Genomic DNA, 16,538 nt, shown 5'->3' on the forward strand with positions numbered 1-16,538 from the left:
GTGCCGCCGAAAACTCAGCTCATGCCGAGCGCTTCCTTGTACATATCCAGTACCGCTTCTTCCTCGGCGATGTCATCGGGTTCGCGTTTGCGCAGGGCGATGACCTTGCGCATCACCTTCGTGTCGTAACCGCGGGCCTTTGCCTCGGCCATGACCTCTTTCTGCTGGTCGGCGATGTCTTTCTTCTCGGCGTCCAGCCGTTCGATCCGTTCGATGAACTGACGCAGCTCATCTGCGGTGACGCGGTAGTTGGCTTCGATTGCGCTGTCGTCCATGTCCGGCTCCCATTCGATTTGGATGGTGTCGTAGCGATGGCGGCGCGGGCCTTCAAGGGCTTGTCACCGGGCGGGTGATGAATTACCGCCGCCCGAGGTGAGACCACTCCGGGAGAGCATCATGGACATTCTGATCTGGTCGGGCGCTGCGGTGTCATTCGCGGGCTTGTGCGGGCTGGTCTATTGCATCCTGCGGGTCGGCAAGGCGCGCAAGGCGGGGCTGAGCGATGACGCGCTGCGCTCCGAAGTGCAGAAGGTCATGCCGATAAATCTCGGGGCCTTGTTCGTGTCGGTACTGGGACTGATGATGGTGATCCTCGGGATCTTCCTTGGCTGAGGTCACAGGTCGTCGAAGCGACGCCCGTATTTGATCAGCTCGGCAAAGACCGGGTCCGGTGTCCAGAGCGCACGGTCGGGATGATCCACGCTTTCCATTGCGCGTGTGATTTGCAGCAGCCCGGCCTCTCCGGCCGCGTGCATGATGCCGCCGTGCCATGTCGGGGCGAGATGGGTGAAGACCGAGATCACGTCGATGTCGCCGGAGCGCGGCACCACGCCCTCGCGCAGCGCCTTCGCGCCCTCATTGGCCATCGCACCGAGGGTCAGCCGCACGATCTTCTCCGCAGGCATCTCGGGTTGTGGCGCGCGTTGGCTCTCGATCAGGGCGAGCGCACCGGGGTCGGGCTGCGGCGGCTCTGACGGCATGTGTGTGTAGTAACCCCGCCCGGAGCCACGGCCCTGCCTGTCTGACCGGGCGAGGAGGGCGGTCCAGTTCCGGCTGCCTTCGGGCCTGTCTTGCCGGGCCACGGTGTCGAACCCAAGCAGGTCGGCCATCTCGTAGGGTGGGTGCGGCATCCCCCAGTGTCGCAGCGCCGCGTCGATGGAAAACGGCGATTGGCCAAGGTCCACAAGGCTGTCCGCTGCACGCCAGAGGGTCTGGCGCAACCGGTCATAGATCCCGGCGCCGGATGTCGTTTCCACCACCGGGAGTTTGTTCAGACGTCGGGCCAGCGCCAGCGCCGCGAGGCGGTCCGTGTCGGTGCTTTGAGGTCCGAGGATCACCTCCACAAGGCGCGAGGTCGACGCGGGTGGGGCGAAATGCAGGGCAAGCCTTGGATCGGTTCCGGGCAGGCAATGCGCCAGCGGGATGCCGGGCGGGACCGACACGCCACGCTGGCCCCGCGTGGCGCGCAGGACGATATCCGCATCGGCGATGACGGCGTCAGTGTCGCCGTAACGCATGAGGTCGAGGCTTCGTGTCAGACGGGCCTCGTCCATCTGTCCGGACGTCACCGCGTCTTTCAGAACGCTGCGCACATGACCGACACTGTCGCGTTGTTGCTGCGGGTCCTTGATGAGCCAGTTCACCGCGACACCGCTTTCAAGCGCGGCGAGCACGATCTGAACCGCGATCGGACTGCCTCCGAGCACCGCGATCGTGGACATATCCGGCAGGTCAGCGCGCCGCGTTTGCGCGCTGACGGCTTGTTCGGCGTGGAAGAGATGCGCGAGGGCCGCCGATTGGTCGGTCGCCGCGCAGTCTTCGGCCGCGGCCTGCTCAAAGGCGAGGCCCGCGTCGATCGGTAAGAGCATCGCGGCCTCGACGGCGGAGAGGATATGTTTCGGCGTCACTTCGGGCGAGGCGTCGATCTGCACGCGGGCTCGTTTCACGGCGGCGTGGTAGGCGGCCGCATCCGCAAATCCGACGCGCCGGTCTGCGGTCGGTCGGGGTTTGGCCCCTTTGCTGCGAAGATCGCTGATGAACCGTTCGATTGCCGCCTCGGCCGTATCGTCGAAAACCTGGTCGACAAGCGCAGAGAGCTTGCCCGATGTCATGGGCCGCAGGTGGCCGCCGAGCAAGAGATCGAGCGTTTCCTCGGCTCCGACAAGGCGGGGAAGCCGTTGCGTGGCGCCCGCGCTGGGCACGAGACCAAGACGGGCGTGCGGGAAGCCGATACGCGTCTGCGCCTGAGCAAGCCGGTAGTGGCAGGCCAGCGCGATCTCGACGCCCGCGCCGACGACCGTTCCCGTCAGAACTGCAACCACCGGTTTGGCGCTGGATTCGAGGCGCTGGCACAGGTCGGAAAGGTGATTGCCGCGATCGTCCCCGCCCCCTTGCGGTTCGGTGATGCCGGAAGGAAAGCTCGCGCCCTTGCCCCGGATCACGATGATCTCGACGGTGTCGTCCTCGGCAAGCTGGGTCAAGGCCGCATCCAGTGCAGCAATGACGCGGTGGTTCAGTCGTGCCGAAGGACCGGCGTCCAGCACGACATGCGCGACCCCGTTCCTGACCGAAATGTCGGTTTCTGCGCCCATCCGCTGCTCCGATGGCCTGTTTTTGGCTCTTCCGCCTCGTCTTTGCAGCGTATTAGAGGCCATTGTTGCCCATCTGGCAACAATCCTGCACGATTAGGCGCGTATGTGCATCATTCGTGCGACATCCAGCATCCGCGCGGAAAAGCCCCATTCGTTGTCGTACCAGCCGAAAATGCGAAGTTGATCGCCGGTCTGGAGCGTTTCGTTGGGCGCGATGACGAGCGACTCGGTTCGTGCGCGCATGTCGACGGACACGCAGGGGTCTTCGACGCGCCCGATCACCGGGTTTGCATCGGCCAGATCACGCAAAGCGTTGGCCGCGTCCGCCGGAGGGCGCGCAAGCCGCACCACGAGGTCCACCGCCGACACGCTGATCGCGGGCACCCGCACGGCGGCTCCGGTGACACGCCCGGCAAGATCGGGCAGCACGTGGTCGATCAATTCCGCAGCACTCGTCGTCGTCGGGACCATGCTGACGGCCCCGGCGCGGTTGCGGGCAAGATCGGGTCCGCGCGGCGCATCGACCATCGGCTGGCTGCCGGTATAGCAGTGGATCGTCGTCATATGGCCTTGGATCAACCCGAACCGAGCATCGAGATCGCGCAGCAGTGGCGCCAGCGCGTTGGTGGTGCAGGACGCGTTGGACACGACCTTTGCATCGCCGATCCGGTCCTCGTTCGCGCCTTTCACGATGGTGATGTCGGCGATGTCGGACGGGCCAGAGATCAGCACGGATTTGGCCCCCGCCGAGAGTGCGGCCTCAACGGTCGTGCGGTCCTTGGTGGCGCCGGTGCAATCCAGAACGAGATCGATTCTGTTCAGGGGAAGGTCGCCCATCCTGACCCCGGTGAGCAACGGGATCCTGCGCTGGCCCGCGTGCAAGCGTCCGTCTTCGTAGGTGACGCCGCCGGGCAGGGGTCCGAACACGCTGTCATACTTGAACAGATACGCGCATGTGTCCGGCTGTGCGAGGTCGTTGACCGCAACCACCTCGATATCGGCATGGGCCGGGTCGGTCAGGATCTGTCGCAGGATCACCCGGCCGATCCGACCGAACCCGTGAATTACGATGCGCATATCTCACCCCTCGTCCTGCGGTCAGGAACCTGTGCGTTACGGCTTGCATTTCAACTCTGATTTTTTCACATTGTAAAAATGTTTTTTGTATCGAGACAATGCAGCTGACAGGGGCCGGCATGAACGCAGAGACAGGACCAGAGCGGCGCGCACGGGGTCGGCCTCGCGCGTGGAGCGACACGACCGAACAGAACAAGATCAAGTCTCTGGACCGCGCGCTTGTCATTCTCGAACGGCTGAGCGAACGCGGGGGCGCCACGCTCACCGATCTTTCTGAAGATCTAAAACAATCCCCCGCAACGGTCTACCGCGTCCTGTCCACCTTCGAAGGGCGCGGCATGGTGGATTTCGATCCCGTCGCGCAGACCTGGCATATCGGGGCAGGGGCGTTCCACATCGGATCGCGCTTTCTGCGCCGCACGTCGCTGGTGGAACGGGCCCGTCCATTCCTGCGTGAGTTGATGCAGCAGACCGAGGAAACCGCCAATCTGGGCGTGTCGCGGGACGGGCATGTCTTGTTCCTGAGCCAGGTCGAAACCCACCACAACATCCGCGCCTTTTTCCCACCCGGTGCGATGTCGCCCATGCATTCGTCCGGTATTGGCAAGGCGCTACTGGCGCAGATGGAGGACAAGGAGGTCGCGGCGATCATCCGCAAGCACAAACTGCCCGCGTTCACCGAGAATACCCTGACCACGCCCGAAGCGCTGGCCGCGGATCTGGCCGCCACGCGGAAGCGGGGATATGCCTTTGATGCGGAAGAGAAGAACGACGGAATGCGCTGTATCGCGGCGCCGGTGTTCGACATGCATGGCGAACCTGTCGCGGGGGTCTCGATCTCGGGACCGTCCGCGCGTATCCCTGATGAACGGATCGAAAGCCTGGCCGCGTCGGTCAAGGCGACGGCGGCCAAGCTGACCGCCGCGCTGGGCGGTCCGACCTAGGCGACGTTCTTGAGGTCGAGCTTGGGTGTCACACCCAGCGCATGGCACACGTCGCGCGTCAGTTCCGGGCGGTTGAGCGTGTAGAAATGCAGCGTGTCGACGCCGCCATCGATCAGGTCCGAACACAGCTCTGCACAGATCGCCGTCGCCAGCAGATCTTCGCGCCTGTCGCGTTCAGCCTTTTCGAACGCATCCACAACCCATGCCGGAATGTCCGTGCCGCATTTCTTGGCAAAGCGCGCGGCCCCCTTCCAGTTCTCGATCGGCAGGATCCCCGGCGTGACCGGCTTGTCGATCCCGGCCTTCTCGCAGGCGTCGCGGAAGCGGAAGAAGGTTTCGGCCTCGAAGAAGAACTGTGTCAACGCCTCGGACGCGCCCGCGTCGAATTTACGCTTGAGATAGGCCACGTCCGCCTGGCTGTCTGCGGCTTCGGGATGCGTGTCGGGGTAAGCGCCGACGCGGATGGTGAAATCACCCGCCTCGCGTAGGCCTTCGATCAACTCCACACTCGACGCGAACCCGTCGGGATGCGGCACGAATCCCGCCTCACCCTTGGGCGGATCGCCACGCAGGGCCACGATGTCGGTCACGCCCGCGGCGGCGAAATCCTGCGCGATGGCCAGCGTTTCGGCGCGCGTCGCGTTCACGCAGGTCAAGTGCGCCGCGACCGGCAGGCCCGAGGATTTGTGCAAGGTCGCCACCGCCTCGCGCGTCAGGTCACGGGTTGTGCCGCCTGCGCCGTACGTCACGGACACGAAACGTGGCTGGAGCGGGGCCAGCACCTGAACCGTGTCCCAAAGGCGGAACGACGCTTCGAGAGTCTGCGGCGGGAAGAATTCGAACGAAACGGACGGTGTTGTCATCGTGAGGTTCCTTGATGGCGTTGAGGCCCTTGTCGCACGTGCAGCATTGTGAGACAAACTCATAAATCTAATCTTCAACATGAATACGGTTGATAATGCACATCGAGTTCAGACACCTGCGTACCATCAAGGCGATCCATGATTACGGCGGCGTCGCGAAGGCGGCGGACCAGCTTCACATCACCCAGTCGGCCCTCAGCCACCAGATCAAGGCGCTCGAGGATCAGGCCGGGGTCGAGCTCTTCGTGCGCCGGTCCAAGCCGATGCGCCTGTCGGCGGCGGGCATGCGGCTCTTGCGGCTGGCCAACCAGGTCTTGCCGCAGGTCGAGGCACTGGCGGCGGAATTCGACGGGCTACGCGACGGGTCGTCCGGGCGTATGCACATCGCCATCGAATGCCATGCGTGCTTCGAATGGCTGTTCCCGGTGCTCGAAGCCTTCCGCAAGAGCTGGCCCGACGTGGATGTCGACATCCGCCCCGGTCTGGCCTTCGACGCGTTGCCCGCCTTGCAAAAGGAAGACGTCGATCTGGTCGTGTCCTCCGATCCCGAAGATATCCCCGGCGTCACCTTTACCGAGCTTTTCGATTACAACGCCGTGTTCGTGGCCTCTGCGTCGCACCCTCTGGCTGACAAACCCTATATCGACGCCGAGGATTTCCGCGGGCAGACGCTGATCACCTACCCGGTCGAACGATCGCGCCTCGATGTGTTCAGCCAATTGCTCATCCCCGCAAAGGTCGAACCGGCCAGCGTCCGTCAGGTCGAACTGACGGCGGTGATCCTGCTCCTCGTGGCCTCCAACCGCGGCGTTTCGGTGTTGCCAGACTGGGTGGTGCGCGAGGTGAAATACAGCTCCGACTATGTCACCAGACCGCTGACGGAAAACGGCATCACACGCCGTCTCTACGCCGCTACGCGGACGGCGGACACGGACAAGCCCTTTGTCGCCGAATTGATCCGCCTCGCCCGGCAAGAGGCGCAGCGGCTGCAATCCGCCTGACGTTCAGAGTGCGGTGATGTCGGATGCCATCATGCGGCCGTCGCGCCCTTCGGTCATCTCGAAGCTGACCTTCTGGTTGTCGCTCAGGCTCTCCATCCCGGATTGCTGGACGGCGGAAATGTGGACGAACACGTCCTTGCCGCCATCCTCTGGGGAAATGAAGCCATAGCCTTTGGTTGCGTTGAACCATTTCACGGTACCGTTCGGCATGATCCCGTGTCTCCTCTTGTCGTCAATTCCGACCGGTTTGGGTCGCTGTTATTGCGACCGGGGCAGCATTCTGCGACACCCGGTCACACAACATGAGATTGATCGCTCTGACCTAAAGGCAAGTATGAAATGCACATTTTCGCGTGCCGTTCTGCGAAGGGTCAGAGCACGACGGGGAGACAAAAATGGTTCTTTACGGACTAAAAAACTGCGACACCTGCCGTAAGGCATTGAAAGCGCTTCCAGACGCAGAATTGGTGGACGTGTCGGTGACCCCTGTGCCGGAGGAAACGCTCGACCGCGCACTGGCTCTGTTCGGCGACAAACTGGTCAACACGCGCTCAACCACGTGGCGCGCTCTGGACGAGGTCGAGCGGTCCAAGGACGCCAAGGCGCTGCTGGTTGCGCATCCAAAGCTGATGAAGCGCCCGCTGATCGCCAAAGGGGACACGCTGTATCTCGGGTGGGACAAGAGCACCCAATCGGCGCTTGGGGTCTAATCGCGCATCTGCATCTGGTGAAGCGCGGCGTAGGTGCCGGATTTTGCCAGCAGCGCCTCATGCGTGCCTTGCTCGATCACGCGGCCTTGGTCCATCACGACGATCTTGTGCGCATCCCGCACCGTCGACAGGCGGTGTGCAATCACCAGCGTGGTGCGGCCCTTGGACAGTTCGTCCAGCGCTTCCTGCACCTTGGCTTCGGACCCGGTATCCAGAGCCGACGTCGCCTCGTCCAGCAACAGGATCGGCCGGTTCCGCAGCAACGCGCGGGCGATGGCCACGCGTTGCCGTTGACCGCCCGACAGCGACGATCCGCGCGGCCCGACCGGCGTGTTCAAGCCGTCAGACAATTGCGGCAGGAAGTCCGAAACATGTGCTGCATCCAATGCGCGTTTCAGGTGGGCGTCGGACACCTCGCGCTGGCCCAAAAGGATGTTCTCCAGCACCGTATCATCGAACAAGAGCGCCTCTTGCGACACCACCGAAAAAAGACCGCGCAGATCTGCGAGCGCCATTTCCGAGACAGGCAGGCCACCTATCGTCACGTCTCCATGTGATGGGTCAACGAGACGCGTCAGGACATTAAAAATCGTGGATTTTCCGGCGCCAGACGGGCCAACCAGTGCGGTCGTCTGTCCGGTCTCGGCGGTGAAGCTGCATCGGTCAAGAACCGTTGTATCTCCGTAGCTTAGCGACACATCCTCAAGCCGTATCTCCGGCACGCCCGTCGGGGCGGGTTTGGGCTGCGCCGGGCTTCTCAGGTCAGGCTTGGTGTCGAGGATTTGGCGGATCCGTTCGATCCCGGCGGCGGCCACCTGCCAGACACCCGCCACGTTGCCCAGACGCCGTAACGGTTCAAACGCCAGACCAATTGCGGTGAAGAAGGCCATGAAATCGCCGACAGTTTTCTCGCCCGACAGGATTTCGCTGCCGCCGTAGAACAGCACCCCCATGAAGCCCAGACCGGCCATGATGTCGATCATGCCGGGGATCGTTGCCTGACCCAGTGCACTGCGGGTTTCGACGCGGACGCGCTCTTCGGTCAGCGTCCGGTACTTGTCGGATTGATACCGCTCCAGCGCGTTGAGCTTCACCGGCGTGATCCCGTGGAACGCCTCATTCAGCCGCACCGACAGCTTGGCCGCCACATCCCGCGCGCGGCGCGCTTCCTTGCGCACGTAGCGTTGCAGAAACACCGACGGCGCGATCAGGATCGGCGCACCCAGAAGCGCCACGAGCGTCCAGCGCCAATCGACGGAAATCGCCACCGCAAAGAGCGAGATCAGCGCGATCACGTCGCGCCCGGCGCCGGTGATGATGGTGCGCCAGACCTTGCTGATCGCGTCCACGTCACCTTCGACCCGTTGCATCAGGTAGCCGGGCGAATGGGTCTGGTGATACGCCGTGTCCAGCACCATCAGATGCGCCAGCAGGTCCTGCCGGATGTCGGCCACGGAAAGCTGCGAAATCCCGGTGAGAAGTACCTTTTGAACGATGCTGGCCACCGCGCGGACGATGAAAATCCCCAGGAACAGCAAGCCAACCCAGAGGATCGCATCCGCCTCGCCGCCGACAAAGACTCGGTCGAACATCGGCTTCATCATATAGGACAACGCCCCGAACATGCCGCCTTCCAACGCCATGAAGACCATCGCGACGATGAGAAGCCGCCAATGCTTGGACAGGTAACCGCGCCAGACCCAGAGCAGAAGGCCCCGCGGATTGACCGCGGCCTCGGTCATGTCAGCGATGCCGCAGGCAAGGCCAGCTTGTGTGCGGGCACCCGATCATCGAACCCGGCTTGGATCGCCTTGCCGTCGTATTCGGTGCGGATCCAGTCTTCGAACCCGATGGGATCGCGTGCCGCGCGGGCGGCATAGACATCGAGGATATAGTCCTGAACGCCGGTCGCGGTGAAATCGAGGTGAATATACTTCAACGACAATTGCTTGCGCGCGATGTCTATGGGTTGGTTCTCGAACACCATGAGGTACAGCGCCGCCACGAACCCGGCCCGATCGGCACCGGATTTGCAATGAAACACGAAGGGTTTTTCCGCCTGCCGCAACGTGTCGATCACATGCAGGATCTTTTTGCGGCTGACCGCGTTGCGGGCCTGTAGCTTGGTGTTCAGAAGCTTCAGCCCAAGCGCTTCGCAGGTTTCCTTTTCAAAAAGGTAGTGGGCGTATTTGTCTTCGCCGCGCAGGTTCACCACCGTGTTGATGCCCATGGCCTTGTATTTCACGAACCGGGCGTGGGTCGGCTGGTTCGACCGGTAGACACCGGGCGCGATCTCGAAGAAGTTGGTCCAGAAGGTGCGCAGGAACGCGTGGTCGAACACGTGGTAATGAAAGGTCGACCAGCGCCGGGCGCCCGGGTCGGTGATGTCTTTGCCGAACGACCGACGCAGCTTGCGCTCTGCGTCTTCGATCTTTGTCCACAGCCGTTTCAGCATCCGGTCCCCTTTGCGTCAGGCGCGGATGTAGAGACTGCGACGCGTGCTGGCAAGCGCCGCACGTTATTGACGGCGCGGCGCAACGGGGTAGGGTGCGCGCCAACCTGTTCATTCGGCAGGTCATTCCCATCCTGTCGAGGTTCGTCATGTCCCTGTCCAATGGTCGTACATATCTTGCCATTCCCGGCCCCTCGGTCGTGCCGGATGCCGTTCTTCGGGCCATGCACCGGGCGTCGCCGAACATCTACGAGGGCGAATTGCCGGACATGATGGACGGTCTCATGCGCGACCTGCGGCGCGTGGCCCGCACCGAGGGTCATGTCGCGATCTACATCAGCAACGGCCATGGAGCGTGGGAAGCCGCACTCGCCAACACCGTGGCGGCGGGCGAGAAGGTGCTGGTGCTGGCCACCGGCTTTTTCGCCATGGCCTGGAGCCGCATCGCCGAAGCGCGCGGGATCGATGTCGATGTGCTGGATTTCGGCAACGGCGGGACATTCGATCTCGACCGGGTCCGCGAGACGCTCAAGGCGGACAGCGCCCATGCCTACAAGGCGGTGATGGCGGTGCATGTCGACACGTCAAGCTCGAACCGCAACGAATTCGCGCCGCTGCGCGCGATCCTGGACGAATTGAACCACCCGGCGCTTCTGATGGCCGATTGCATCGCCGCGATGGGCTGTGACCGGTTTGAGATGGATGCCTGGGGCGTCGATGTTGCGATGACCAGTTCGCAGAAGGGGCTGATGTGCCCGCCGGGTCTGGGCTTCGTGTTCTTCAACGACAAGGCCGCAGAGGTGCGCCGCCGCATGAATCGGGTCAGCACCTATTGGGACTGGACCCAACGCGCGGCCCCCGAGGCGTTCTACCAGTATTTCAGCGGCACCGCCCCGACGCACCACCTTTACGGTCTGCGCACGGCGCTCGACATGATCCACGAAGAGGGGCTCGAGGCGATCTGGGCGCGTCACGCGACGCTGGCCCGCGCCATCTGGGCCGCCGTCGAACATTGGGGCAAGGATGGCCCGCTCAGGCTCAATATCGCGGATCCGGCGCTGCGCAGCCACGCCGTGACGGCGCTGGCGATCGGAAAACCCTACGGCACGCAACTGCGCCGCTGGTGTTCGGATCAGGCCGGAGTCACGCTGGGCATCGGGCTTGGCATGGCAAACGAGGACGATCCGCAGAGCGACGGGTATTTCCGCTTTGGCCATATGGGTCACGTCAACGCGCACATGATCCTCGGACTGCTTGGCGTGGTCGAGGCGGGGCTTGGCGTCTTGGGTATTCCCCACTGCGCCGGAGGCGTGTCGGAAGCGGCGAAAGTGATTTCAGGCGTCTGACGGCCACCGGATTTCGCGGCTGGCGCGATACTGTGCCAGCCGGGTGATCCCGTGATTGAGCGCCCAGCCCAGCAGAATCACGGCGGCAAGACCGAATTGCGCCCAGATGACGCCGAAGATCCAAAGCAAATTGACGAAGATCAGGATGAGACTGGCGGTCGTGTAATCCTCGACCCGCTTGGGATGATGTTGGTCCATCGGCCTCTCCGCACGCATTGCCTGTCTTCACTGCGACAGAATAGCGCAGAAAACCGAAGCGTCAGCGATAAACTGGCCAAAATGCCCAAATTTTCCGTGAAGACCGCGCGATTTGCTTATCCGCGCGCCGTCTTGAGCGCTTTGGGCAGCGCCGCTTCGAGCACGTCCAGATCGGAGGCCCGCCCCGCGCTGATCCGGATCGCCCGGTCGCCGGGTGACACGAACGGCATGCGCACGAACACGCCTTCGTCGATGAGAGCGGCGAGAACCGCCTTGGCGAAGGCACCATCGCGTCCGCAATCCACCGTGACGAAATTGGTGGCCGAGGGCAGCGGCGTGAGTCCATTGGCTTTGGCGATCGTCCCGATCCGCTCGCGGGCTTCGGAAACCAACGCGATCACATCTTCAAGCCAAGCGGCGTCTTCGAACGCGGCCAGCGCGCCGGCTTGCGAAATGCGCGACATGCCGAAATGGTTGCGCACCTTGTCGAAGCTCTTGATCAGCTCGGGCGCGCCGATGCCGTAGCCCACCCGTGCGCCCGCCATGCCGAAGGCCTTGGAAAAGGTGCGCATCCGGATCACGCGCGGATCGTCGGCGTCGATGGTGGGCGCGGTGCCGTCGGGGGCGAACTCGATATAGGCTTCGTCCAGGATCAGGAGCGTGCCATCGGGAAGCGACTCAAGCGCCTTTTCAATCTTCGCACCACTATGCCAGCTGCCCATCGGATTGTCGGGATTGGACAGGTAAACCAGCTTTGCGTCGACCTCGGCCGCCTTCGCCATCAGCGTGTCGATGTCTTCATGGTCGTTCTTGAAGGGGACCTTGTGCAGGATGCCGCCGAAACCGCCGACATGGTAGTTGAAGGTCGGGTAAGCGCCGTCCGACGTCACCACCGCGTCGCCGGGCGCCACGAGAAGCCGCACGACGTAGCCCAGCAACCCGTCGATCCCCTCACCGATGATGATGTTGGCGGGACGGACGTTCAGACGGGTCGAAATCGCGTGGATCAGGTCGTAATTCGTGGCGTCTGCGTATTTCCAGCACTGGCCAGCCGCATCCTGCATCGCGGCCACGGCGAAAGGCGAGGGACCAAAGACGCTTTCATTCGCGCCGAGCCGCGCCAGGAACGGCGCGCCGCGCTGGCGTTCCTGCACTTCGGGCCCGACGAAAGGGACGGTGGCTGGCAGGTTGGCGATGAGGTCAGGGTATCTGGGTCCGGGCATGCCCCGTCTATGCCAAGCGCGCGCCCGGTGAACAAGCGTCGAAACCATGCAACGCCAGGTTTCAGCCGGACACTGCCTTTCGAAACATGAACCCCGCCGCCCAGATTTTTCGTACGAAAAATCTTTGGCCCCTTCCATAAATTATTGGCGAATTGTTAAGAATGCGTTCGCTTGGTCCAGAAAACCCTGCCTGGGCCAAAATGGTGCTGGTCTTCGGGTTCAAAACACGTCAGCCTTGCTGACCGAATGTTTCGCACGCGAAACAATAGGTCCGAACCGGACCCATGTCCTGCGCTTGACCCGCCCGGATCAAGCGGCCACTTATCACCCAGAGCAGCAAGAGACCGATATGGCCCAGACCCCACCGCCCTTTGCCCCATTCGAATGGATGATCGCCTGGCGCTACCTGCGCGCGCGACGTGCCGAAGGCGGGGTAAGCGTGATGACCTGGATCAGCCTGATCGGCATCACTCTGGCCGTGTTCGCCTTGATCGCCACATTGGCGGTCCGCTCCGGGTTTCGCGCCGAATTCGTCGACACGATCCTGGGCTCCAACGCCCATGTCACGGTCTATTACACTCAGCAAACCGATGAATTCGGGCGGGCCAGCCGCACGATCGCGGATTACGAGACCCTCGCGCAATCCGTCGCCGCCGTGCCGGGCGTCACCCGTGCGGCGCCGCTGGTCAAAGGCCAGGTCATGGCCACCGCCAACAGCCGCAACGCCGGTGTGGAGGTGTTCGGCATCGCCGAGGAGGACCTCGCCACCATCCCGCGTATCGCCGATCCCGAGACCGCGCAGGGCGATCTGGGCCGGTTCACCGAAGGCATCGCCATCGGGTCCGGCGTCGCGCGGGAATTGGGCATTGCACTTGGCGATCCGGTCAAGCTGATCTCACCCGACGGTGTGCGCACGGCCTTCGGAACCAGCCCGCGCGTCAAGGCCTATGAGGTGGTCTACATCTTCACCGCCGGGCGCTATGACATCGACCGCACGCGGATCTACATGCCCTTCGCCGAGGCGCAGCTCTATTTCAACCGCGAAGGCGTCGCCGACGAGATCGAGGTGATGGTCGAAGACCCGGACCGGGTTGAAGACATGACCCTGCCGATCGTGCAGGCCGCCGGGCAGCGCGGTCTGGTCTGGACATGGCAGGACGCGTCGGGCGGGTTTCTCCGCGCGCTCGCGATCGAGGACAATGTCATGTTCATCATCCTGTCGATCCTCGTTCTGATCGCGGCGATGAACATCGTGTCGGGCCTGATCATGCTGGTCAAGAACAAGGGCCGCGACATCGGGATCCTGCGCACCATGGGCCTGACCGAGGGGGCGGTCCTGCGTGTGTTCTTCATCTGCGGCGCCTTCACGGGCCTGATCGGCACCGTCGCAGGGGTGATCCTCGGCTGCCTCTTCGCGCTTTACATCGACCCGATCTTTTCCTTCGTGAACTACGTCGCGGGCGGCGGCGTCTGGGATCCGGCGGTGCGGGGGATCTATGAATTGCCCGCGCAACTGCGGCTGGGCGATGTGCTCAGCGCGGTGGCGCTGTCGTTGGGATTGAGCTTTGTCGTCACCATTTTCCCGGCGCGGCGTGCGGCGCGGATGAACCCGGTCGAGGCGTTGCGCTATGAGTGATGTTTCGCTGCGATTGACCGGGGTTACCAAGACCTACAACGCGGGTACGCCCGGCGCGGTGGAGGTGTTGCGCGGTGTGGACGTGACGCTGACCAAGGGCGAGGTTGTGGCGCTTGTCGCACCGTCCGGGGCGGGCAAGTCGACGCTCTTGCACATCGCCGGTCTTTTGGACACGCCCGACAGCGGCACGGTCGAGGTTGCCGGTGCGGACGTCACCGGGGCGTCGGATCGCAAGCGCACGGTGGTGCGGCGCGACGAGGTGGGGTTCGTCTACCAGTTCCACCACCTGCTGCCCGAGTTCAGCGCTCAGGAGAACATCGTCCTGCCGCAGCTTGCCGCCGGAGTGGCGCGCGGTGCCGCGGATGCGCGGGCGCAGGACTTGCTGGAGATCGTCGGCATCGCGCCGCGCGCGCATCACCGGCCGGCGGCTCTGTCGGGGGGCGAGCAGCAGCGCGTGGCCTTTTGCCGGGCGCTGGCGAACCGGCCTTCGGTGCTGCTGGCGGACGAGCCGACGGGCAATCTCGATCCAGCGACATCAGATACGGTGTTCGATGCGCTGATGACGCTTGTGCGCGAAACCGGGCTGTCGGCGCTGATCGCCACGCACAACATGGAGCTTGCCTCGCGGATGGACCGGCGGTTGCGGCTGGACCAGGGCGTTTTGGCCCCCGTCTGATCGTTAGGATTGGTTAACAGAGGTAAACAGGCGCTTAATCGCCCTGTGTGCTGACACATGGCTTCACGGGATCGTTTGATGCAGGTGAGGCGCGAAGACTGGTAGGACGAGGCCATGAACGAAAGGTTTACCATGTCCCGCAGTCTCGCCGCCGCCGCCCTTCTGTCCCTCATGGCCCTTCAGGTCGGTGCCGCGCCGGTGTCCTTTGACGGGTCGTGGAAGACACAGAAATTTTCCCTGTTTTCGTCGAACACCTACGGGTTCAACGGCAATTCGGTGAGCGTGGCGTCGGACGGATCGGTATCCTTGGCCTATCGCCAACTGCCGCAATCCTATTGGGATGCCACATCCGCCCAGTGGTCGTGGAGCGTTCAGGAAGGCGTGCCTGCCACCGATTTGCGCAAGAAGGGCGGGGACGATCGCAACCTTGCGCTTTACTTCGTGTTCCTGCCGGCAAACCAGGCCGAGGCGCTGCAAGGCGCCAGCGTGCGCCAGCTACTGACAAACGATGCGGCCCGCGTTCTGGTCTATGTCTGGGGTGGGGTGCACAACCGGGGCGCGGTGCTCAATAGTCCGTATCTGGGCAACCGCGGAAAAACGGTGGTTCTGCGCGGGTCCGGCACGGGCTCTGCCAGCGAAAACGTGAACCTCGCGCGGGATTACGCCAACTCTTTCGGCGGCGGCGAGGCCGCGTTGGTGGGGATTGCGCTGTCCGGGGACAGTGATGACACCAACAGCCGCATTCGAGCATCGATCAGCGGGCTGAGCGTCAATTGAACCTTTGATCCGACGGCCCAACGGTCACGCGCGTTGAGTGATCCAGACGCCGAGGGCCATCACGGCAATGCCGGTAGCACGGGTGAGGCTGAGCGGGCTGACCCGCGCGCCAAAGAGGCCGAAATGGTCGATGAGCGCGGCTGAAATCAGCTGTCCCAAAAGCACGAAGAACACCGCGTTGCCGATGCCGAAATGCGGCGCGATGTAGGTGATCGACAGGACGTAGAACGCCACGAACAGCCCGGCGAAGAAAAGATGCCTTGGCGCCAGTGGCAGGTTCACAAGCGCGCGTGGTCCCGTCACCAGGGTGACGATCGTTGTGGCGAGAAGGGCGACGCAGAACAGCACCATCGCCGCGGCCGCCGGAGATCCGATCCGCACGCCAAGTGCCGCGTTCAGCGCGGCAAGTAGTGGGATGCCGATCCCGGCGGCAAGCATGGTCAAAGCGAAGATCGGCATGGGGCGACTCCGTTGAGCGATGTTCGGGACAGACTGCGCCGGGTTCTGCCGATTGTCACCCGGGATCGCGGCCGGACGCCACGGCGCGTGGTTGCGCGATTGTCGAAACACAGGCACTCTGCGCGTGTTCGAGCAAGGAGGCCAAAATGCGCCCACATCTATTCAGCCTGACCATCGGCGCGCTAGCCGCTGGCCTGATCGCGGCCTGCACCCCCGAGGAGATGCCGCAGGCCAGCGACGGACGGGCATTGTTCATGGAAAACTGCGCCATCTGTCACAGCGCGGATGCCAAGGGCAACGGCCCGATGGCCCGCGCGATGGAAAAGGCGCCGCCAGATCTGACGCTGATCGCCGTGCGTAACGGTGGCGAGTTTCCCCGTGTCGAGGTGCTTTCAACCATCGATGGCTATACCAAGGCTGATCTGAACGTCCCGGATATGCCGGAATTCGGAGCCTTGCTCGAGGGCGATCTGGTGCCGCTGGATACCGGGGATGGCGTGATGACGCCGACACCCCGCAAGCTGGTCGCGCTTTTGGAGTATCTCGAAAGCATTCAGGCAGCGCGATAACGCCTGCCAAGAGGTA

19 protein-coding genes are annotated in these 16,538 nt (G+C 63.4%); 9 read left to right on the forward strand and 10 right to left on the reverse strand.

Annotated elements, in window-relative coordinates; genetic code table 11:
* Positions 1-14 precede the first annotated feature (14 nt).
* Positions 15-275, reverse strand: coding sequence for a DUF2312 domain-containing protein (locus Q1B16_RS11895; RefSeq protein ID WP_299788517.1), 261 nt, complete (start codon positions 273-275; stop codon positions 15-17).
* A 121-nt stretch (positions 276-396) separates the two neighbouring features.
* On the opposite strand from Q1B16_RS11895, the gene Q1B16_RS11900 reads away from it, so the two are divergent.
* Positions 397-612, forward strand: a complete 216-nt coding sequence (locus Q1B16_RS11900) for a hypothetical protein (protein WP_299788520.1) — start codon at positions 397-399, stop codon at positions 610-612.
* A 2-nt stretch (positions 613-614) separates the two neighbouring features.
* Here the strand turns inward: Q1B16_RS11900 and Q1B16_RS11905 are convergent, their stop codons facing one another.
* Both Q1B16_RS11905 and Q1B16_RS11910 read right to left on the reverse strand, forming a co-directional pair.
* Entirely contained in the window at positions 615-2,591 is a 1,977-nt protein-coding gene (locus tag Q1B16_RS11905; RefSeq protein ID WP_299788523.1) for an enoyl-CoA hydratase-related protein, read from the reverse strand.
* 93 nt (positions 2,592-2,684) lie between these two features.
* A complete protein-coding gene (locus Q1B16_RS11910; RefSeq protein WP_299788526.1) occupies positions 2,685-3,668 on the reverse strand; it encodes a glyceraldehyde 3-phosphate dehydrogenase NAD-binding domain-containing protein in 984 nt (327 codons plus the stop codon).
* Positions 3,669-3,787: 119 nt separating this feature from the next.
* Here Q1B16_RS11910 and bhcR point away from each other — a divergent pair, with 119 nt between their 5' ends.
* Entirely contained in the window at positions 3,788-4,612 is an 825-nt protein-coding gene (gene bhcR, locus Q1B16_RS11915; protein WP_299788529.1) for an HTH-type transcriptional regulator BhcR, read from the forward strand.
* Here the strand turns inward: bhcR and metF are convergent.
* The gene (gene metF, locus Q1B16_RS11920) at positions 4,609-5,475 is read right to left on the reverse strand and encodes a methylenetetrahydrofolate reductase [NAD(P)H] (protein ID WP_299788532.1); all 867 of its coding nucleotides are present in this window, start codon (positions 5,473-5,475) and stop codon (positions 4,609-4,611) included. The two genes, bhcR and metF, sit on opposite strands and share 4 nt — an antisense overlap.
* A 95-nt stretch (positions 5,476-5,570) precedes the next feature.
* Here metF and Q1B16_RS11925 point away from each other — a divergent pair, with 95 nt between their 5' ends.
* Positions 5,571-6,476 carry a LysR family transcriptional regulator gene (locus Q1B16_RS11925; RefSeq protein WP_299788535.1) on the forward strand — a complete coding sequence of 302 codons (906 nt, stop codon included), beginning with the start codon at positions 5,571-5,573 and terminating at the stop codon, positions 6,474-6,476.
* 3 nt (positions 6,477-6,479) lie between these two features.
* Here Q1B16_RS11925 and Q1B16_RS11930 read toward each other — a convergent pair whose 3' ends face one another.
* On the reverse strand, positions 6,480-6,686 hold the full coding sequence (locus Q1B16_RS11930; protein ID WP_299788538.1) for a cold-shock protein: 207 nt from the start codon (positions 6,684-6,686) through the stop codon (positions 6,480-6,482).
* Between the two features lie 185 nt (positions 6,687-6,871).
* On the opposite strand from Q1B16_RS11930, the gene Q1B16_RS11935 reads away from it, so the two are divergent.
* Positions 6,872-7,186, forward strand: coding sequence for an ArsC/Spx/MgsR family protein (locus Q1B16_RS11935; RefSeq protein ID WP_299788541.1), 315 nt, complete (start codon positions 6,872-6,874; stop codon positions 7,184-7,186).
* On the opposite strand, the gene Q1B16_RS11940 is transcribed toward Q1B16_RS11935, so the two are convergent.
* Together Q1B16_RS11940 and Q1B16_RS11945 are read right to left on the reverse strand one after the other, a co-directional pair.
* The gene (locus Q1B16_RS11940; protein WP_299788544.1) at positions 7,183-8,928 is read right to left on the reverse strand and encodes an ABC transporter ATP-binding protein; all 1,746 of its coding nucleotides are present in this window, start codon (positions 8,926-8,928) and stop codon (positions 7,183-7,185) included. The two genes, Q1B16_RS11935 and Q1B16_RS11940, sit on opposite strands and share 4 nt — an antisense overlap.
* Positions 8,925-9,641 (reverse strand): tyrosine-protein phosphatase, encoded by a 717-nt coding sequence (locus tag Q1B16_RS11945; protein ID WP_299788547.1) that lies wholly within the window; start codon positions 9,639-9,641, stop codon positions 8,925-8,927. Before Q1B16_RS11945 ends, Q1B16_RS11940 begins: the two co-directional genes overlap by 4 nt.
* A 146-nt stretch (positions 9,642-9,787) precedes the next feature.
* Between Q1B16_RS11945 and Q1B16_RS11950 the strand changes: the two genes are divergently transcribed.
* Positions 9,788-10,984 carry an aminotransferase class V-fold PLP-dependent enzyme gene (locus tag Q1B16_RS11950; RefSeq protein WP_299788980.1) on the forward strand — a complete coding sequence of 399 codons (1,197 nt, stop codon included), beginning with the start codon at positions 9,788-9,790 and terminating at the stop codon, positions 10,982-10,984.
* On the opposite strand, the gene Q1B16_RS11955 is transcribed toward Q1B16_RS11950, so the two are convergent.
* Together Q1B16_RS11955 and Q1B16_RS11960 are read right to left on the reverse strand one after the other, a co-directional pair.
* The gene (locus Q1B16_RS11955; protein ID WP_299788550.1) at positions 10,973-11,182 is read right to left on the reverse strand and encodes a histidinol phosphate aminotransferase; all 210 of its coding nucleotides are present in this window, start codon (positions 11,180-11,182) and stop codon (positions 10,973-10,975) included. The genes Q1B16_RS11950 and Q1B16_RS11955 overlap by 12 nt on opposite strands.
* 116 nt (positions 11,183-11,298) lie before the next feature.
* Positions 11,299-12,405 (reverse strand): pyridoxal phosphate-dependent aminotransferase, encoded by a 1,107-nt coding sequence (locus Q1B16_RS11960; protein WP_299788553.1) that lies wholly within the window; start codon positions 12,403-12,405, stop codon positions 11,299-11,301.
* A 349-nt stretch (positions 12,406-12,754) separates the two neighbouring features.
* Here Q1B16_RS11960 and Q1B16_RS11965 point away from each other — a divergent pair, with 349 nt between their 5' ends.
* The 3 genes from Q1B16_RS11965 to Q1B16_RS11975 all read left to right on the forward strand — a co-directional run bounded on the left by Q1B16_RS11965 (position 12,755) and on the right by Q1B16_RS11975 (position 15,494).
* Positions 12,755-14,041, forward strand: a complete 1,287-nt coding sequence (locus Q1B16_RS11965) for a lipoprotein-releasing ABC transporter permease subunit (RefSeq protein ID WP_299788556.1) — start codon at positions 12,755-12,757, stop codon at positions 14,039-14,041.
* Positions 14,034-14,717, forward strand: coding sequence for an ABC transporter ATP-binding protein (locus tag Q1B16_RS11970; protein WP_299788559.1), 684 nt, complete (start codon positions 14,034-14,036; stop codon positions 14,715-14,717). The genes Q1B16_RS11965 and Q1B16_RS11970 overlap by 8 nt, the downstream gene beginning before the upstream one ends.
* A 114-nt stretch (positions 14,718-14,831) precedes the next feature.
* Entirely contained in the window at positions 14,832-15,494 is a 663-nt protein-coding gene (locus Q1B16_RS11975; RefSeq protein ID WP_299788562.1) for a DUF3047 domain-containing protein, read from the forward strand.
* A gap of 24 nt (positions 15,495-15,518) precedes the next feature.
* Here the strand turns inward: Q1B16_RS11975 and Q1B16_RS11980 are convergent, their stop codons facing one another.
* Positions 15,519-15,953 (reverse strand): DMT family transporter, encoded by a 435-nt coding sequence (locus Q1B16_RS11980; RefSeq protein ID WP_299788565.1) that lies wholly within the window; start codon positions 15,951-15,953, stop codon positions 15,519-15,521.
* Positions 15,954-16,099: 146 nt separating this feature from the next.
* On the opposite strand from Q1B16_RS11980, the gene Q1B16_RS11985 reads away from it, so the two are divergent.
* Positions 16,100-16,522 carry a c-type cytochrome gene (locus tag Q1B16_RS11985; protein WP_299788568.1) on the forward strand — a complete coding sequence of 141 codons (423 nt, stop codon included), beginning with the start codon at positions 16,100-16,102 and terminating at the stop codon, positions 16,520-16,522.
* Positions 16,523-16,538: the final 16 nt, after the last annotated feature.

The organism is uncultured Marivita sp. (assembly GCF_947488135.1).
Classification (GTDB): Bacteria; Pseudomonadota; Alphaproteobacteria; order Rhodobacterales; family Rhodobacteraceae; genus Marivita.

Bases quoted from the DNA above. Each gene is read 5' to 3' on its own strand.
- Q1B16_RS11965 (WP_299788556.1), top strand. From the start codon at position 12,755: ATGGCCCAGACCCCACCGCCCTTTGCCCCATTCGAATGGATGATCGCC.
- Q1B16_RS11940 (WP_299788544.1), bottom strand. From the start codon at position 8,928: ATGACCGAGGCCGCGGTCAATCCGCGGGGCCTTCTGCTCTGGGTCTGG.
- Q1B16_RS11930 (WP_299788538.1), bottom strand. From the start codon at position 6,686: ATGCCGAACGGTACCGTGAAATGGTTCAACGCAACCAAAGGCTATGGC.
- Q1B16_RS11900 (WP_299788520.1), top strand. From the start codon at position 397: ATGGACATTCTGATCTGGTCGGGCGCTGCGGTGTCATTCGCGGGCTTG.
- Q1B16_RS11945 (WP_299788547.1), bottom strand. From the start codon at position 9,641: ATGCTGAAACGGCTGTGGACAAAGATCGAAGACGCAGAGCGCAAGCTG.
- Q1B16_RS11955 (WP_299788550.1), bottom strand. From the start codon at position 11,182: ATGGACCAACATCATCCCAAGCGGGTCGAGGATTACACGACCGCCAGT.
- Q1B16_RS11950 (WP_299788980.1), top strand. From the start codon at position 9,788: ATGTCCCTGTCCAATGGTCGTACATATCTTGCCATTCCCGGCCCCTCG.
- Q1B16_RS11925 (WP_299788535.1), top strand. From the start codon at position 5,571: ATGCACATCGAGTTCAGACACCTGCGTACCATCAAGGCGATCCATGAT.
- Q1B16_RS11970 (WP_299788559.1), top strand. From the start codon at position 14,034: ATGAGTGATGTTTCGCTGCGATTGACCGGGGTTACCAAGACCTACAAC.
- Q1B16_RS11975 (WP_299788562.1), top strand. From the start codon at position 14,832: ATGAACGAAAGGTTTACCATGTCCCGCAGTCTCGCCGCCGCCGCCCTT.
- metF (WP_299788532.1), bottom strand. From the start codon at position 5,475: ATGACAACACCGTCCGTTTCGTTCGAATTCTTCCCGCCGCAGACTCTC.
- bhcR (WP_299788529.1), top strand. From the start codon at position 3,788: ATGAACGCAGAGACAGGACCAGAGCGGCGCGCACGGGGTCGGCCTCGC.
- Q1B16_RS11985 (WP_299788568.1), top strand. From the start codon at position 16,100: ATGCGCCCACATCTATTCAGCCTGACCATCGGCGCGCTAGCCGCTGGC.
- Q1B16_RS11895 (WP_299788517.1), bottom strand. From the start codon at position 275: ATGGACGACAGCGCAATCGAAGCCAACTACCGCGTCACCGCAGATGAG.
- Q1B16_RS11960 (WP_299788553.1), bottom strand. From the start codon at position 12,405: ATGCCCGGACCCAGATACCCTGACCTCATCGCCAACCTGCCAGCCACC.
- Q1B16_RS11935 (WP_299788541.1), top strand. From the start codon at position 6,872: ATGGTTCTTTACGGACTAAAAAACTGCGACACCTGCCGTAAGGCATTG.
- Q1B16_RS11905 (WP_299788523.1), bottom strand. From the start codon at position 2,591: ATGGGCGCAGAAACCGACATTTCGGTCAGGAACGGGGTCGCGCATGTC.
- Q1B16_RS11980 (WP_299788565.1), bottom strand. From the start codon at position 15,953: ATGCCGATCTTCGCTTTGACCATGCTTGCCGCCGGGATCGGCATCCCA.
- Q1B16_RS11910 (WP_299788526.1), bottom strand. From the start codon at position 3,668: ATGCGCATCGTAATTCACGGGTTCGGTCGGATCGGCCGGGTGATCCTG.